Origin of the sequence: Erwinia aeris, from assembly GCF_041224955.1 — a bacterium.
Classification (GTDB): domain Bacteria; phylum Pseudomonadota; class Gammaproteobacteria; order Enterobacterales; family Enterobacteriaceae; genus Erwinia; species Erwinia aeris.
The window spans coordinates 14,764-30,060 of sequence record NZ_JBGFFX010000016.1 but is presented as its reverse complement, the minus strand read 5'-3'; the positions used below and the strand labels follow the sequence as shown (position 1 = coordinate 30,060).

Here is a 15,297-nt window from a genome sequence, read left to right as displayed (position 1 = left end):
ACCGTGGAGTATCACACTTATGGCACGCGTAACCGTACAGGACGCAGTAGAAAAAATTGGTAACCGTTTTGACCTGGTTCTGGTCGCCGCTCGTCGCGCTCGCCAGATGCAGGTTGGCGGTAAAGATCCGCTGGTTCCGGAAGAAAACGACAAGTCTACCGTTATCGCGCTGCGCGAGATCGAAGAAGGTCTGATCACCAACCAGATTCTGGATGTCCGTGATCGTCAGGAACAGCAGGAGCAGGAAGCCGCAGAACTGCAGGCTGTTACCGCTATCGCTGAAGGTCGTCGTTAATCATCAGCCGGAAGGCTCGCCCTTGTATCTGTTTGAAAGTCTCAATCAACTGATTGAAAAATACTTGCCTGAGGACCAGATAAAGCGCCTCAAGCAAGCTTACCTTGTCGCACGTGATGCTCACGAGGGACAGACTCGCTCCAGCGGTGAGCCTTATATTACCCATCCGGTTGCTGTCGCCTGTATTCTGGCGGAGATGAAGCTCGACCATGAAACGCTCATGGCCGCGCTTCTGCATGATGTCATCGAGGATACTCCCGCCACCTATCAGGATATGGAACAGCTGTTCGGTAAAAACGTGGCTGAACTGGTGGAAGGGGTTTCCAAGCTAGACAAGCTGAAATTTCGCGATAAGAAAGAGGCGCAGGCCGAAAACTTTCGCAAAATGATCATGGCGATGGTGCAGGATATCCGCGTCATTCTGATCAAGCTGGCTGACCGCACGCACAACATGCGCACGCTGGGATCGCTGCGTCCGGATAAGCGTCGACGTATCGCGCTGGAAACACTGGAGATCTACAGTCCGCTGGCGCATCGCCTGGGTATTCATCACCTGAAAACCGAGCTGGAAGAGCTGGGTTTCGAGGCGCTCTATCCCAACCGCTACCGCGTTATCAAAGAGGTAGTGAAAGCGGCGCGCGGCAACCGCAAAGAGATGATCCAGAAAATCCTTGCGGAAATTGACGGTCGTCTGCAGGAAGCCGGCATTCCGTGTCGCGTCAGCGGCAGGGAAAAACACCTCTATTCCATCTACTGCAAAATGCACCTGAAAGAGCAGCGCTTCCATTCCATTATGGATATCTATGCCTTCAGGGTCATCGTTCACGACGTGGACACCTGTTACCGGGTGCTGGGCCAGATGCACAGCCTCTATAAGCCTCGTCCGGGCCGGGTGAAAGACTACATCGCTATCCCCAAGGCCAACGGCTATCAGTCGTTGCACACTTCGATGATCGGCCCGCATGGCGTACCGGTTGAAGTGCAGATCCGTACGGAAGATATGGATCAGATGGCAGAGATGGGCGTCGCGGCGCACTGGGCCTATAAAGAGCAGGGCGAAAGCAGTACCACCGCGCAAATCCGCGCCCAGCGTTGGTTGCAAAGCCTGCTGGAGCTGCAGCAGAGCGCGGGCAGCTCCTTTGAATTTATCGAAAGCGTAAAATCGGATCTTTTCCCGGACGAGATTTACGTTTTCACGCCGGAAGGCCGCATCGTCGAACTGCCTGCGGGCGCGACGCCGGTTGACTTCGCCTATGCGGTGCACACCGATATCGGTCATGCCTGCGTGGGCGCGCGTGTCGATCGCCAGCCCTACCCGCTTTCCCAGCCGCTGACCAGCGGTCAGACCGTTGAAATCATTACGGCACCGGGCGCACGGCCTAACGCCGCCTGGCTGAACTTCGTGGTCAGCTCCAAAGCGCGCGCCAAAATCCGTCAGCTGTTGAAAAACCTCAAGCGCGACGACTCGGTCAGCCTTGGCCGTCGTCTGCTGAATCATGCGCTGGGCGGCAGCCGCAAGCTGGCCGAGATTTCGCCGGAGAGCATTCAGCACGAGCTGGAACGCATGAAGCTGGCGACGCTGGACGATCTGCTGGCAGAGATTGGCCTGGGCAACGCCATGAGCGTGGTCGTGGCGAAAAACCTGCAGCAGAGCGACCAGCCTGCACCGGTGGTTTCCAGTACGCCATCGCGCGGCAAGCTGCCAATCAAAGGCGCCGACGGCGTGCTGATCACCTTTGCCAAGTGCTGCCGCCCTATTCCCGGCGATCCTATCGTGGCGCATGTCAGCCCCGGCAAAGGCCTGGTAGTGCACCACGAATCCTGCCGTAATATTCGCGGCTACCAGAAAGAGCCAGAGAAGTTTATGGCGGTAGAGTGGGATAAGGTTACCGAGCAGGAGTTCGTGGCGGAGATCAAGGTGGATATGTTTAACCACCAGGGCGCGCTGGCAAACCTGACGGCGGCCATCAACACCGCCGGATCAAATATCCAGAGCCTGAACACGGAAGAGAAAGATGGCCGGGTTTACAGCGCCTTTATCCGTCTGACGGCACGCGATCGCGTTCATCTGGCGAATATTATGCGCAAAATCCGCGTAATGCCTGACGTGATCAAAGTTCACCGCAACCGAAACTAGCGCATGAATGCTCAACGTTTTGCCCGTATCCGTGAAATGCTGGCTGCCCGCCAGCACGATTTAACCGTCTGCATGGAGCTGGTGCACAAACCGCATAACGTCTCTGCGGTGATCCGCACGGCGGATGCGGTTGGCGTGCATGAAGTCCATGCGGTCTGGCCGGGCAGCCGGATGCGTACCATGGCCTCTGCCGCCGCCGGAAGCAACAGCTGGGTGCAGGTAAAAACGCATCCCACTATTGCCGATGCGGTCACGCATCTTAAAGGCCAGGGAATGCAGATCCTGGCTACGCATCTTTCTGATAAAGCAGTAGATTTCCGCGAAATCGATTACACCCGCCCGACCTGCGTGTTGATGGGTCAGGAAAAAACCGGTATCACCCAACAGGCGCTTGAACTGGCTGACCAGGAGATCGTTATTCCGATGGTCGGCATGGTGCAGTCGCTGAACGTTTCCGTGGCTTCGGCACTGATCCTCTATGAAGCGCAGCGCCAGCGCCAGAACGCAGGCATGTATCAGCGTCAGGAGAGCCTGCTTTCCTACAGCGAACAGCAGCGCCTGCTGTTTGAAGGCGGCTATCCCGTTCTGGCCAGGGTCGCCAAACATAAAGGCTTACCTTATCCGCAAATTAGCGAGACGGGCGAGGTGATTGCCGATCCCGACTGGTGGGCCACCATGCAGGCATCGGTACGTAAAAAATGACGGGCCGCCTGATGGACGCCATCCCGCTCAGCACGCTTGCCGGCGTTGGTGCCAGCCAGGCTGGCAAACTGGCGAAGCTCGGGCTGACCACCGTGCAGGATCTGCTGCTGCATCTGCCGCTTCGTTACGAAGACCGCACCCAGCTTTACGCTATTAACGACCTCCTGCCTAACATCTACGCCACGGTAGAGGGCGAAGTGCTGCAAAGCGATATCTCCTTTGGCCGCCGCCGCATGCTGACCTGTCAAATCAGCGACGGCACCGGCATCCTGACGCTGCGCTTTTTCAACTTTAACGCCGGCATGAAAAACAGCCTGGCGCCCGGCCGGCGCGTAACCGCCTATGGCGAAATAAAGCGCGGCCAGCGCGGGGCCGAAATCATCCATCCTGAGTATCGCGTTCAGGGCGATAACAGCGTGGTGGAGCTACAGGAAACGCTGACGCCGGTCTACTCCACGACCGAAGGGATCCGCCAGGCGACGCTGCGCAACTTGACCGATCAGGCGCTGAAGTTGCTGGATACCTGTCCTGTCGCCGAACTTCTGCCGCAGGAGCTGAGCCAGGGCATGATCAGCCTGCCGGATGCGCTGCGGATGCTGCACAGGCCGCCGCCCGACATGGCGCTGGTGGATCTGGAAAACGGCAGGCATCCTGCCCAGCGACGCCTGATTATGGAAGAGCTGCTGGCGCACAATCTCAGTATGCTGGCCGTGCGCGCCGGCGCGCAGCGCTATCGTGCTTTAGCTATGCCGGCTCGCCATGCGCTGAGCGACAGGCTGCTGGCTGCCTTGCCGTTTAAGCCGACTAACGCCCAGGCGCGCGTCGTGCAGGAAATAGAGCAGGATCTGGCACAAAGCTATCCCATGATGCGCCTGGTGCAGGGTGACGTAGGATCGGGCAAAACGCTGGTGGCCGCGCTGACTGCCCTGAACGTTATCGCCTGGGGCAAACAGGTGGCGCTGATGGCGCCAACCGAGCTGCTGGCCGAACAGCACGCCAATAACTTCCGCCAGTGGTTTGCACCGTTGGGGATTGAAGTTGGCTGGCTGGCTGGCAAGCAGAAAGGCAAGGCGCGCCTGGCGCAGCAGGATGCCATCGCCAGCGGCCAGGTATCGATGATTGTCGGCACCCACGCCATTTTCCAGGAACAGGTGCAGTTTAACGGCCTGGCGCTGGTGATTATTGACGAGCAGCACCGCTTTGGCGTCCACCAGCGGCTGGCGCTGTGGGAGAAAGGCCAGGAGCAGGGTTTTCATCCTCATCAGCTGATTATGACCGCGACACCGATCCCGCGTACGCTGGCGATGACCGCCTATGCGGATCTGGAAACCTCCACCATTGACGAGCTGCCGCCGGGCCGTACACCGGTCACTACCGTCGCCATTCCCGATACGCGGCGCGCCGATATTATTACCCGCGTGCAGAACGCCTGTAGCGGCGAAGGTCGCCAGGCCTACTGGGTCTGTACGCTGATTGAAGAGTCGGAACAGCTGGAAGCCCAGGCCGCCGAAGCCACCTGGGAAGAGCTGAAGCTGGCGCTGCCAGAGCTGCACGTTGGACTAGTGCATGGCAGGATGAAACCCACCGAGAAGCAGGCGGTGATGCAGGCGTTTAAACAGGGCGAGATTGACCTGCTGGTCGCTACCACGGTCATTGAAGTTGGCGTGGATGTGCCTAATGCCAGCCTGATGATCATTGAAAACCCGGAAAGGCTGGGCCTGGCGCAGCTGCACCAGCTGCGGGGCCGCGTTGGTCGCGGCTCGGTTGCCTCCCACTGTGTGCTGCTTTATAAAGCGCCGCTGAGCAAAACCGCGCAGAAACGCTTACAGGTTCTGCGCGACAGCAACGACGGCTTTGTGATTGCGCAATGCGATCTGGAAATCCGCGGTCCTGGCGAACTGCTGGGCACGCGCCAGACGGGCAACGCCGAATTCAAGGTAGCCGATCTGGTACGCGATGGCGCGATGATCCCGGAAGTGCAGCGCGTCGCCCGCCATATTCATCAGCACTATCCTGAACAGGCGCAGGCGCTGATTGAACGCTGGATGCCGGAAACCGAGCGCTATACCAACGCCTGACCCCCGGCAGCCTGCTGTCTTTTCTCCTGCTCTGCGGCTACCGGCCGCTAAAGGCAGCCATCGCGGCGACCGCCTCGTTAACGGGCTGCTCGCCGCCGGTTAACTCAATAATCACCCTTTTCACCTCTGGCTGCTCAATCAGCGAATGCAGCACAGCGGCCACATCATCGCGCGGGATGGTGCCGTAAGGGATGGCCAACCCGGCGTTGACTTTTCCCGTGCCCGCTTCGTTAACCAGCGTGCCGGGCCGCAGGATCACCCAGTCCAGTGAGGTGGCGGAAAGCATCACGTCGGCCTGCTTTTTTACCTGCATATAGTGCTCAAAGCCCGGCGAAGGCGCCTTGCCCCTTCCGGCATCCGGAAAAGCGGAAACCAGCAGAAAACGCTGAATACCGGCCAGCCTGGCGGCCTCGGCAGCGAAGCGCGCGCCACGGCCGTCAATGCCGTCGGTGAAATCTACGCCAGCGCCTGCTGCGCCTGCGGAGAACACCACGGCATCGCAGCCCTGCATCGCCGCCGCCAGCCTTTCGCTACTGGTGTTCATCAGGTCGATATTGACCGGTTTTACACCATCGGCTTCCAGCGCCTCTTTTTGACTGTCCCGGCGATGCAGCCCCGTTACCTGATGGCCCGCATTGACCAGCCGTTTTCTGAGACGTCGCCCCACGCCGCCCGTTGCGCCAATAATAAATACGTTCATTGTATGCTTCCTTTTTTCTGGCCCGCAGGCGCGATGATTAAGCTTAGTGAATTGTGGTTCGCTTTGCCGTCCGGCGTTTAGCCGATGCTGTTGGCAATCGTTTGCTTTTGCCGTGGAGAAGCTTAAAATCGCCACTTTGTTCGCCACGGAACCCCTGAGCATGTCCGCTAATCTTTCTGAAGCCAGCCGCAGCGCAGCGCCCGCTGCAAAAAGTGAATTAATTTACCGCCTTGAAGATCGTCCCCCGCTGCCGCAAACGCTGTTTGCTGCCTGCCAGCATTTGCTGGCGATGTTTGTGGCGGTTATCACGCCCGCACTATTGATCTGCCAGGCTTTGGGCCTACCCGCTCAGGACACGCAGCATATTATCAGCATGTCGCTGTTCGCCTCCGGGGTCGCCTCGGTGCTGCAAATAAAAACCTGGGGGCCCATAGGATCGGGACTGCTGTCGATTCAGGGCACCAGCTTTAACTTTGTGACGCCGCTGATCATGGGCGGCATGGCGCTGAAAAACGGCGGCGCTGATGTGCCGACCATGATGGCCGCCCTGTTCGGCACGCTGATGCTGGCTTCCGTTACCGAAATGGCGCTTTCCCGCGTGCTGCATCTGGCGCGCCGCGTAATTACGCCGCTGGTTTCCGGCATCGTGGTAATGATTATCGGTCTGTCGCTGATCCAGGTCGGCCTGACCTCTATCGGCGGCGGTTTTGCCGCCATGAGCGATCACACCTTTGGTGCGCCAAAGAACCTGTTGCTGGCCGGCGCGGTGCTGCTGGTGATTATTTTGCTGAACCGCCAGCGTAATCCTTATTTGCGCGTGGCTTCTCTGGTGATAGCCATGGCCGTCGGCTATCTGCTGGCCTGGCTGATGGATATGCTCCCCGCCGGAACCGCCGCAACGAACCAGCCGCTGATTGCCGTGCCACAGCCTTTCTATTACGGGCTGGGCATCGACTGGAATTTGCTTATCCCGCTGATGCTGGTGTTTATGGTGACCTCGCTGGAAACCATCGGCGATATTACCGCCACTTCCGACGTTTCCGAACAGCCGGTCAGCGGCCCGCTCTATATGAAGCGGCTGAAAGGCGGCGTGCTGGCGAACGGCCTGAACTCGTGCGTCTCGGCGCTGTTTAATACCTTTCCCAACTCCTGTTTTGGACAGAACAACGGCGTGATCCAGCTGACTGGCGTCGCCAGCCGCTACGTTGGCTTCGTGGTGGCGCTGATGCTGATCGTGCTGGGGCTTTTCCCGGCGGTCAGCGGCTTTGTGCAGCATATTCCTGAACCGGTGCTGGGCGGCGCGACCATCGTTATGTTTGGTACGATTGCGGCCTCGGGCGTGCGCATCGTCTCGCGCGAGCCGCTGAATCGTCGGGCGATTATGATTATTGCGCTGTCGCTGGCGGTGGGACTGGGCGTTTCACAACAGCCGCTGATCCTGCAATTCGCACCGGAATGGCTGAAAACGCTGCTCTCTTCCGGCATCGCCGCCGGCGGCATTACCGCTATCATCCTGAATCTGCTTTTCCCGCAGGAGAAATAGCGTAAACGGCAGAGGGCAAAGCGCCTTCTGCCGTCTTCCCAGGGTTGAGCTTCGCGCATAAATCAGGCATAACACCCCTTATTGCAAGCGCACAGGGATAGCTCATGAAATTTGTTGGAAAAATTCTTCTTTCGCTGCTGGTTATCCTGCTGGCATTGGTCATTGTGTTGTATCTACTGCTGCAAACTCGCTGGGGAGCCAGCTGGCTCAGCCGCACCGTTAGCCAGCACAGTAGTTATCAGCTGGCAGTCGGCAAGCTGGAGCATAATTTTTCCGCGCCATCGCATCTCATCCTTCATGACGTTTCGTTCGGCCATAAAACCCGACCAGCCACCCTGGTGGCAAAAAGCGTCGACTTAGGGTTAAGCGCCGGGCAGTTTTCACGGCCGCTGCATTTTGCCAGCGTTTTGCTTAACCAGGGTACGCTAAGAATTACCAGCAAAACCAGCCAGCTGCCTCTTTCCGCAGCGCGTTTGCAGCTGAGCGAAATGGCGGTTAGCAGCCATCACGACATGCTGCCCCTGGACGCTCAGCACGTAAACGGCGGCGTGATGCCGTGGCAGCCCGAGGCGACAAGCTTTATCGGTAATAATGCCAGCTTCCAGTTCAGCGCCGGATCGCTGACGTTTAAAGACATTCCCGCCAGGAATGTGCTGATTGAAGGCCGCATCAGGTCCAAACAGCTGGAGCTTAGTAATATGGGCGCCGACGTGGCGCGCGGATCGGTGACGGCCAGCGCACAGCGTGACGAGCAGGGCAGCTGGCAGGTCAGCACGCTAAGGCTGAACAATCTGCGTCTGCAAAGCAGCAAAACGCTTGCCGAATTTCTACAGCCTTTACTGATGCTGCCCGCCGTGCATTTCGAGCGAGTGGATGTAACCGATGCCCGACTGGAAGGTCAGAACTGGGCGGTGACCGATCTTAATCTGGCGTTGAAAAATATAACGCTGCGCGACGGCGACTGGGAAAGCGAGGACGGCTCGCTGTCGATGAACGCCAGCAGCTTTGTAAATGGCGCGCTGCTGCTGAACGATCCTATCGTTAATATGACCTTCTCGCCGCAGGGCGCGGCGCTGACGCAGTTCAGCTCCCGCTGGGTTAACGGGCTGATCCGCGCGTCAGGTAACTGGACGCGCAGCGATAAAAAGCTGACGCTGGATGACGTGGTAATCGCCGGGCTGGAGTACACGCTGCCGCCAGCCTGGCGGGCGTTCTGGCTGAGCCGTTTACCGGCGTGGCTGCACGCTGTGGAAGTAACAAAGCTGAACGTCAGCCATAACCTGATTATTGATATCGATCCGGATTTTCCCTTCCAGCTGACCTCGCTGGATGGCAACGGCAGCAACCTGCTGCTGGCGCGCGATCGGGAATGGGGCATCTGGGGCGGCAACCTGAGCTTTAACGCGGCGGAAGCGACCTTTAACCGTGTGGATCTGCGTCATCCTTCTCTCGCCCTGACGGCGGACAGTAATGCCATTAACGTCACGGAGATGAGCGCGTTTCCCCGCAGCGGCCTTCTCGAAGGGCTGGCAACGGTTTCGCAGCAGCCGCAGCGCGCCTTTTCGCTGTCGCTGCATGGCCGTGAAACGCCGCTGAATCTGTTGCAGGACTGGGGATGGCCAGCGGTGCCCCTGACCGAAAACGGTGAGCTGACGCTGAAGATGCAGGGCAGCCTGGCGAAAGACGCGCCGCTGAAGCCTTCCGTTAACGGCTCGCTTTCCGCTGTTGCTGGCGATAAGTCAGTCCAGCAGACCGTGCAGGCAGGTAATCTCGGCAGCAGGTAAAAACGCTGCCCGTAAGCGGACTATATGATTAACCCGTATTCGCAACGTAGCGCGGTTAATGTATAGTCCGCTTTTTTACGGAGGAACCATGCTGACCAACTCATCCATACGTCTCAATAAATACATTAGCGAGAGCGGTATCTGTTCTCGTCGCGATGCCGATCGCTATATCGAACAGGGAAATGTCTTTATTAACGGCAAGCGGGCCGCCGTTGGCGCGCAGGTTTTTGCCGGTGACGTGGTGAAAGTGAACGGTCAGCTTATCGAGCCGCGCGATGAGGAAGACCTGGTCTTTATCGCCCTGAATAAGCCCGTCGGCATTATCACCACCATGGAAGAAGGCGAGCGGGATAACATCAGCGACTTCGTTAACCACAGCAAGCGGGTTTTCCCTATTGGCCGCCTGGATAAAGATTCGCAGGGCCTGATTTTCCTGACCAATCACGGCGATCTGGTCAATAAAATTCTGCGCGCCGGAAACAACCACGAAAAAGAATATGTGGTCACGGTAAACAAGCTGGTGACGGATGAGTTTATTGAGGGCATGAGCGCTGGCGTGCCGATGCTGGGCACGGTGACGCTGAAATGCAAGGTGCAAAAGGAAGCGCCGTTTGTTTTCCGCATTACGCTGGTGCAGGGGCTTAACCGCCAGATCCGCCGCATGTGTAAGCACTTTGGCTACGAGGTCACTAAGCTCGAACGCACGCGCATTATGAACGTCAGCCTGAAAGGCCTGCCGCTGGGCGAGTGGCGCGATCTGACCGACGACGAGCTGACCGAGCTGTTCGGCCTGATTGAGGATTCCTCATCCGAAGCGAAACCCGCCAAAAAAGCGCAGGCGAAAGCGAAGCCCGCCGCCGCGAAGAAACCGTCCATCGGCGGGCCGAAAGGCGGCGATAAAGGCGGTAAAGAAGGCGCGAAGACGCCGGGCAACCTGGCCTCCCGCAAGCGCTTTACCCAGCCGGGCCGCAAGAAAAAAGGCCGTTAAGGCATATTCGATCCGGCTGGCTCCAGCGGGCCATCCGGATCGGCAGGCAACACAATATAGACGCCCTCAAATACCGCCCCGCACTCTTCATTGCCAAACAGCTCGACTTCCAGCTGAACGCGCGCCTTGCGTCCCCGGGCCAGCCTGTCCAGATCGCCGCTCAGCGAGCCTAAGTCCGCTACCGCGCCCGGCCTGCCGCTGATGGGATGACTGTAGCGGATATGCGCATCGGCCAGGATAATGGTGCCGCCTAAATGCCGCTCGCGCAGCAGCAGCCAAATCAGCCCCCAGCCGGTCAGCGTCGCCAGCGAAAACAGGCTGCCGGCGAACAGCGTATGGTGCGGATTCTGGTTGCCGGTTTCCGGCATCGTGGTGATAAATTTTTGCCCGGTATACTGCAAAATACGCACGCCCATTTTTTCGCTGAGCGGGATGTGCTCGTACCAGGCCTGCTGCAGCTGCCCGCACCAGTCGGCACGATGCAGAATATCGTCCAGCGTGATCACCGGCTTAATCATTAAAAAATGACGAACCGGCGTTGTCTGTGGCACGGTGATTTCGCCCTGATTGACGTAGCCAAGCTTGGCGAAAAATTCGACGGCGTCTTCACGGGCGCTGCACACCACGCGCTTGGCCCCTTCCTGACGCGCCACCGACTCCAGCGTCATCGCGACCAGCGTGCCCAATCCTTTGCCCTGCACCGCCGGGTGCACGGCAAGAAAGCGAATGGCCGCCTCGTTATCCGCATTGATATAGAGCCGCCCTGCGGCAACCGGTGCGCCGCTTTCATCCACCACCATTTGGTGATGCGCAAAGGCATCCCAGGCGTCGCGCTCCGATCCCTTGGGCTGGCGAAGCGGTTTACGCAGCATTTCCCAGCGAAACTGGTAGTAGATATCCAGCTCTTCTGCGGTTTCAGGTACACGAAGATGATACATAAAGTGATTCTCTTTTTCCGGAGCGCCCGTTAGCCTTTCCGACCGCTTCATACCTGGAGCCAGAACGTCACCGGCCCGTCATTAACCAGCGATACCTGCATATCCGCCGCAAAGCGGCCCGTCTCGGCGACAAGGCCTCTTTCGCGACAGCAGGCGACAAAGTACTCATATAACCGCTCGGCCTCCGCTGGCGCCGCGCCGCCCGAAAAGCCTGGGCGCATGCCTTTTTGCGTGTCGGCCGCCAGCGTAAACTGCGAAACCACCAGCACGCTGCCGCCAGCCTGCTGCACGTTAAGATTCATCTTGCCGTTCTCATCGCTGAAAATGCGATAGCCCAACACGCGGTCGCACAGCCGCTGCGCTTTTTGCTCGTCGTCGCCTTTTTCCACGCCCAGTAAGATTAGCAATCCCGGCCCGATTTCACCGATGGTCTGACCGGCTACCGTCACGCTGGCGCTCAGCGCTCGTTGAATTAAGGCAATCATTCTCTTCCTTTTCTTCTTCCTGTTTAAGCTGGCGATAGTCGCCGAGAGAGGCGGTGATCTCTGCACCCAGCAGGACAATACACCATGTCCAGTAAACCCAGAGGAACAGAATAGGGATAACCGCCAGCACGCCATAGATAAGCTGATATGAAGGGAACATCGTAACATAGAGCGCAAAGCCTTTTTTCCCCAGCTCAAACAGCAGCCCCGCCACCAGCGCGCCGACCAGCGCATCTTTCCCCGGTACCTGCCGCGTTGGCACAATGCTGTAGAGCAGCCAGAAAGCCAGCCAGGAGAGCAGCAGCGGAAAAATACGCAGCCCGTAGTCAATCAGTCCGCTGACGCCGCTGACCGAAGCCCAGCGCAGCGACAGCAGATAAGAGCTGATCGCCAGGCTGGCACCCGCCAGCAGCGGGCCAAGCGTCAGGATCATCCAGTAGACGGCAAAAGAGTAAACGAGGGGCCTTTTGCGCTTGCTGCGCCAGATGACATTTAGCGCGCTGTCGATGGAGTACATCAGCAGCAGCGCCGTCACCACCAGCCCGCAGGCGCCCACCGCCGTCATTTTATTGACGTTGGCGACAAACTGTTCCAGATAGCTTTGAACTACCGTGCCGGACGCCGGCACAAAGTTCTGAAAGATAAACAGCTTGAGCTGCCTGCTGACATCGGCGAAGGCCGGGAACGCGGCGAACAGCGCAAATACCACCGCCACCAGCGGCACCAGCGACAGCAGCGATACGTAGGCAAGATGCCCCGCCAGCAGCGTCATGCCATCCTCGTCGATACGCTGCCACAGCAGCTTTATCCAGCGCCAGGTCGCCCGCAGGCGGTGTCGATAATGGTTAATCGGCCGCATTAGCGAAAAAGGCCGGTATGGTGGTCGCATCAAATACGGGCACGCTCTGAATGCCCAGCGCCTGCGCCGCGTCGATATTTTCCTGGTTGTCGTCAAAGAAAATAGCCTGGTCGGCGGTGAAGCCCTCTTCGCTCAGCACCTGCTGATAGATACGCGCTTCCGGCTTGCGCATCCCCATCTCCTGGGAAAGATAGAGCTTGTCCGCCGCGCTTTGTACCTCAGGATACTGCGACGGCCAGAAACGCTGATGCAGCCGGTTGGTGTTAGACAGGATCACGACCCGATGGCCGCGCGCGCGCAGTCCGTTCATGATACGGATGGTGTCCGCCCTGACGCCGACAAAAACAGCCTGCCAGCCTGCGGTGAACTGTTCGAAGCTCAGCGCCAGACCCAGCTCGTCGCACAGCTGTTCGGCAAAATCCTCGTCGCTGATTTCTCCTCGTTCATGACGATGAAAGCTTTCTCCCATCGTAAAACGGCTTTGCAGCGTGGCCAAAGGCACGCGTCCCAGATCGCTCCAGACGCCCAGAACCCGGTTGAAATCAATATCAACAATGACGTTACCTAAATCAAAGATATACAGCATGGCCATCTCCATTTGTTCCGGTAAGGTATTCACTCTAGCGGTAAAAAGAGAAGCTGAACAGGGCAGGATTTTGAAATCTGGAAGGAAGGTTCCACAGGCGAAAAAAACAGGGCCGGAAAGATCCGGCCCTGTATTACAGCTTAAAAAAAGCGATTAAGCTTCTTTGCTGCCGCGTGATGCGCGTTTACGATCGTTTTCAGTCAGGTGACGTTTACGGATACGTACGGACAGCGGAGTCACTTCCACCAGCTCGTCGTCATCGATAAATTCAATCGCCTGCTCAAGCGTCATCTTGATAGCCGGCACCAGCGTGGTCGCTTCGTCAGTACCGGAAGCACGCATGTTGGTCAGCTTCTTACCGGTCAGACAGTTCACGGTCAGGTCGTTAGAACGGCTATGAATACCGATAATCTGGCCTTCATAAACTTCTGCGCCGTGACCCAGGAACAGCTTACCGCGATCCTGCAGGCTGAACAGGGCGAAAGCTACCGCTTTACCCTGGCCGTTAGAGATCAGCACGCCGTTCTGGCGCTGGCCCACTTCGCCCGGACGAATATCGTCGTAGTGGCTGAAGGTGGAGTACAGCAGGCCGGTACCGGAAGTCATAGTCATGAATTCGTTACGGAAGCCGATCAGGCCACGGCTTGGGATCACGTAGTCAAGACGTACGCGGCCTTTGCCATCCGGATCCATGTTTTTCATGTCCGCTTTACGTTCGCCCATCGCCTGCATCACAGAGCCCTGATGCTGCTCTTCGATATCCAGGGTGACGTTCTCGAACGGCTCCTGCTTACGACCGTCAATTTCGCGGAAGATAACTTTTGGACGGGATACCGCCAGCTCAAAGCCTTCACGACGCATGTTTTCGATCAGTACGGACAGGTGCAGTTCACCACGGCCGGAAACGCGGAATGCATCGGCGTCTTCGGTCTCTTCCACGCGCAGCGCAACGTTGTGCACCAGCTCTTTACGCAGACGATCCAGGATCTGACGAGAAGTAACGAACTTACCTTCTTTACCGCAGAACGGCGAGGTGTTGACGTTAAAGAACATGGTAACGGTTGGCTCATCAACGCTCAGCGCCGGCAGCGCTTCCACATTCTGTGGGTCACAGATGGTGTCGGAGATGTTCAGCTCGCCCAGACCGGTGATAGCGATGATATCGCCCGCTTCCGCTTCGGTCGCGTCGATACGCTCCAGACCCAGGTGAGTCAGCACCTTGCCGACTTTACCGTTACGGGTTTTGCCTTCGCTATCGACGATGGTGACCTGCTGGTTCGGCTTCACTTTGCCGCGCTTGATGCGGCCGATGCCGATAACGCCAACATAGTTGTTGTAGTCCAGCTGCGAGATCTGCATCTGGAACGGCGCTTCCATTTCTACCTGTGGAGGAGAAACGTGCTGCACGATGGCTTCATACAGCGGGGTCATGTCTTCTGCCATGTCGCTGTGGTCAAGACCAGCAATACCGTTCAGAGCAGAAGCGTAGATAACCGGGAAGTCGAGCTGTTCGTCGGTCGCGTCCAGGTTAACGAACAGGTCAAAGACCTGATCCACAACCCAGTCAGGACGTGCGCCAGGGCGGTCAACCTTGTTGATGACCACGATCGGCTTCAGACCATTAGCAAACGCTTTTTTGGTCACGAAGCGGGTTTGCGGCATAGGGCCATCCATTGCATCCACAACCAGCAGCACCGAGTCGACCATAGACATCACACGCTCTACCTCGCCGCCGAAGTCGGCGTGTCCCGGGGTATCCACGATGTTGATACGGTAGTCGTTCCATTTAATGGCGGTGTTTTTTGCGAGGATGGTAATCCCACGCTCTTTCTCCAAATCGTTGGAGTCCATTACGCGTTCGGTCGCTTCGGTGCGGGCGTCAAAGGTCCCGGACTGCTGCAGCAACTTATCAACCAGGGTAGTTTTACCATGGTCAACGTGGGCAATAATGGCGATGTTACGCAAATTTTCGATCACAGCTTTGCCTCAGGCATTAGAAATAGCGCGCTATTGTACACGGATTAATCGAAGAGCTGAACAGGATCACAGTTTTCAATTAAAGATAACTTTCGGGATTGCTTTCGGGGCCGTTTCCGGTGCAAAAAACACCCTTTATCAGAAAAATGCACTATTATTGTGCACTGACCGCACGCAAAAGCACCATAATGGTGCGCGACTTCCATCATGGTGCAGCTCCCGTTT

At 57.7% G+C, this 15,297-nt stretch carries 14 protein-coding genes; 8 read left to right on the top strand and 6 right to left on the bottom strand.

What is annotated here, in order from left to right; all coding sequences use genetic code 11:
- Positions 1–19: 19 nt before the first annotated feature.
- Genes rpoZ through recG form a run of 4 tightly spaced genes read left to right on the top strand, consistent with a single transcriptional unit; the run spans position 20 to position 5,212 of the window.
- Positions 20–295, top strand: coding sequence for a DNA-directed RNA polymerase subunit omega (rpoZ, locus tag AB6T85_RS20825; RefSeq protein WP_016191359.1), 276 nt, complete (start codon positions 20–22; stop codon positions 293–295).
- A gap of 22 nt (positions 296–317) precedes the next feature.
- Positions 318–2,432: a bifunctional GTP diphosphokinase/guanosine-3',5'-bis pyrophosphate 3'-pyrophosphohydrolase gene (gene spoT / locus AB6T85_RS20820; protein ID WP_125290632.1), complete on the top strand. Its 2,115-nt coding sequence runs from the start codon at positions 318–320 to the stop codon at positions 2,430–2,432.
- A gap of 3 nt (positions 2,433–2,435) precedes the next feature.
- Positions 2,436–3,134 (top strand): tRNA (guanosine(18)-2'-O)-methyltransferase TrmH, encoded by a 699-nt coding sequence (gene trmH / locus AB6T85_RS20815; RefSeq protein ID WP_301253383.1) that lies wholly within the window; start codon positions 2,436–2,438, stop codon positions 3,132–3,134.
- The gene (gene recG / locus AB6T85_RS20810) at positions 3,131–5,212 is read left to right on the top strand and encodes an ATP-dependent DNA helicase RecG (RefSeq protein WP_253456961.1); all 2,082 of its coding nucleotides are present in this window, start codon (positions 3,131–3,133) and stop codon (positions 5,210–5,212) included. The genes trmH and recG overlap by 4 nt, the downstream gene beginning before the upstream one ends.
- Before the next feature lie 37 nt (positions 5,213–5,249).
- Here recG and AB6T85_RS20805 read toward each other — a convergent pair whose 3' ends face one another.
- Positions 5,250–5,912: an SDR family oxidoreductase gene (locus AB6T85_RS20805; RefSeq protein WP_369896571.1), complete on the bottom strand. Its 663-nt coding sequence runs from the start codon at positions 5,910–5,912 to the stop codon at positions 5,250–5,252.
- A 160-nt stretch (positions 5,913–6,072) separates the two neighbouring features.
- Between AB6T85_RS20805 and AB6T85_RS20800 the strand changes: the two genes are divergently transcribed.
- From AB6T85_RS20800 to rluF, 3 genes are all read left to right on the top strand, one after another.
- On the top strand, positions 6,073–7,455 hold the full coding sequence (locus AB6T85_RS20800) for a nucleobase:cation symporter-2 family protein (RefSeq protein WP_369896570.1): 1,383 nt from the start codon (positions 6,073–6,075) through the stop codon (positions 7,453–7,455).
- Positions 7,456–7,559: 104 nt separating this feature from the next.
- Positions 7,560–9,239: an AsmA family protein gene (locus AB6T85_RS20795; RefSeq protein ID WP_369896569.1), complete on the top strand. Its 1,680-nt coding sequence runs from the start codon at positions 7,560–7,562 to the stop codon at positions 9,237–9,239.
- 88 nt (positions 9,240–9,327) lie between these two features.
- The gene (gene rluF / locus AB6T85_RS20790) at positions 9,328–10,227 is read left to right on the top strand and encodes a 23S rRNA pseudouridine(2604) synthase RluF (protein ID WP_369896568.1); all 900 of its coding nucleotides are present in this window, start codon (positions 9,328–9,330) and stop codon (positions 10,225–10,227) included.
- On the opposite strand, the gene fabY is transcribed toward rluF, so the two are convergent.
- The 4 genes from fabY to yihX are packed head-to-tail and all read right to left on the bottom strand — an operon-like array spanning position 10,224 to position 13,095.
- Complete coding sequence (gene fabY / locus AB6T85_RS20785; RefSeq protein ID WP_253456948.1) at positions 10,224–11,165, bottom strand: fatty acid biosynthesis protein FabY; 942 nt, start codon at positions 11,163–11,165, stop codon at positions 10,224–10,226. The two genes, rluF and fabY, sit on opposite strands and share 4 nt — an antisense overlap.
- 47 nt (positions 11,166–11,212) lie before the next feature.
- Complete coding sequence (gene dtd, locus AB6T85_RS20780; protein ID WP_301730995.1) at positions 11,213–11,650, bottom strand: D-aminoacyl-tRNA deacylase; 438 nt, start codon at positions 11,648–11,650, stop codon at positions 11,213–11,215.
- The gene (locus AB6T85_RS20775; RefSeq protein ID WP_369896567.1) at positions 11,586–12,509 is read right to left on the bottom strand and encodes a virulence factor BrkB family protein; all 924 of its coding nucleotides are present in this window, start codon (positions 12,507–12,509) and stop codon (positions 11,586–11,588) included. The genes dtd and AB6T85_RS20775 overlap by 65 nt, the downstream gene beginning before the upstream one ends.
- Positions 12,496–13,095, bottom strand: a complete 600-nt coding sequence (gene yihX / locus AB6T85_RS20770; protein ID WP_253456940.1) for a glucose-1-phosphatase — start codon at positions 13,093–13,095, stop codon at positions 12,496–12,498. Before yihX ends, AB6T85_RS20775 begins: the two co-directional genes overlap by 14 nt.
- Between yihX and AB6T85_RS20765 the strand changes: the two genes are divergently transcribed.
- Positions 13,094–13,252 (top strand): hypothetical protein, encoded by a 159-nt coding sequence (locus AB6T85_RS20765; protein WP_369896566.1) that lies wholly within the window; start codon positions 13,094–13,096, stop codon positions 13,250–13,252. The genes yihX and AB6T85_RS20765 overlap by 2 nt on opposite strands.
- Here the strand turns inward: AB6T85_RS20765 and typA are convergent.
- Entirely contained in the window at positions 13,249–15,072 is a 1,824-nt protein-coding gene (gene typA, locus AB6T85_RS20760) for a ribosome-dependent GTPase TypA (RefSeq protein WP_125290646.1), read from the bottom strand. The genes AB6T85_RS20765 and typA overlap by 4 nt on opposite strands.
- Between the last annotated feature and the right edge of the window lie 225 nt (positions 15,073–15,297).